Below are 257 nucleotides of genomic sequence, written 5' to 3' on the forward strand. Positions count from 1 at the left end.
GCCACCGGCCGAGCCGACCGCGTGAGCTGGGACGGCCTGCAGCGCGCGGTGCTGGATGCGCTCGGGCACACGCGCTACACCGTGCAGTCCGGCGCGCCCGACGCGCCCCCGTTGCCGGACGATCCGCTGCTCGATGCGCTGCTGCAGGCGGCGGGCCGCGACCGCGCTGCCGACGATGCCGGTGCTGTCTACCGCAGCGTCGGTTCCCTCGCGGCGCTGCGGCAGGCGCCGGCCAAGCGCGCGCTGTGGCCCACGCT

General features: G+C 77.4%; 1 protein-coding gene. It reads left to right on the forward strand.

From position 1 onward, the window contains the following. Window positions 1-257 (forward strand): hypothetical protein (locus SB660_RS21915; RefSeq protein WP_410584549.1); only part of this gene is annotated, 257 nt, incomplete at both ends.

The organism is Bacillus sp. SIMBA_005, from assembly GCF_046535585.1.
In the GTDB taxonomy this organism is placed as follows: domain Bacteria; phylum Bacillota; class Bacilli; order Bacillales; family Bacillaceae; genus Bacillus; species Bacillus pumilus.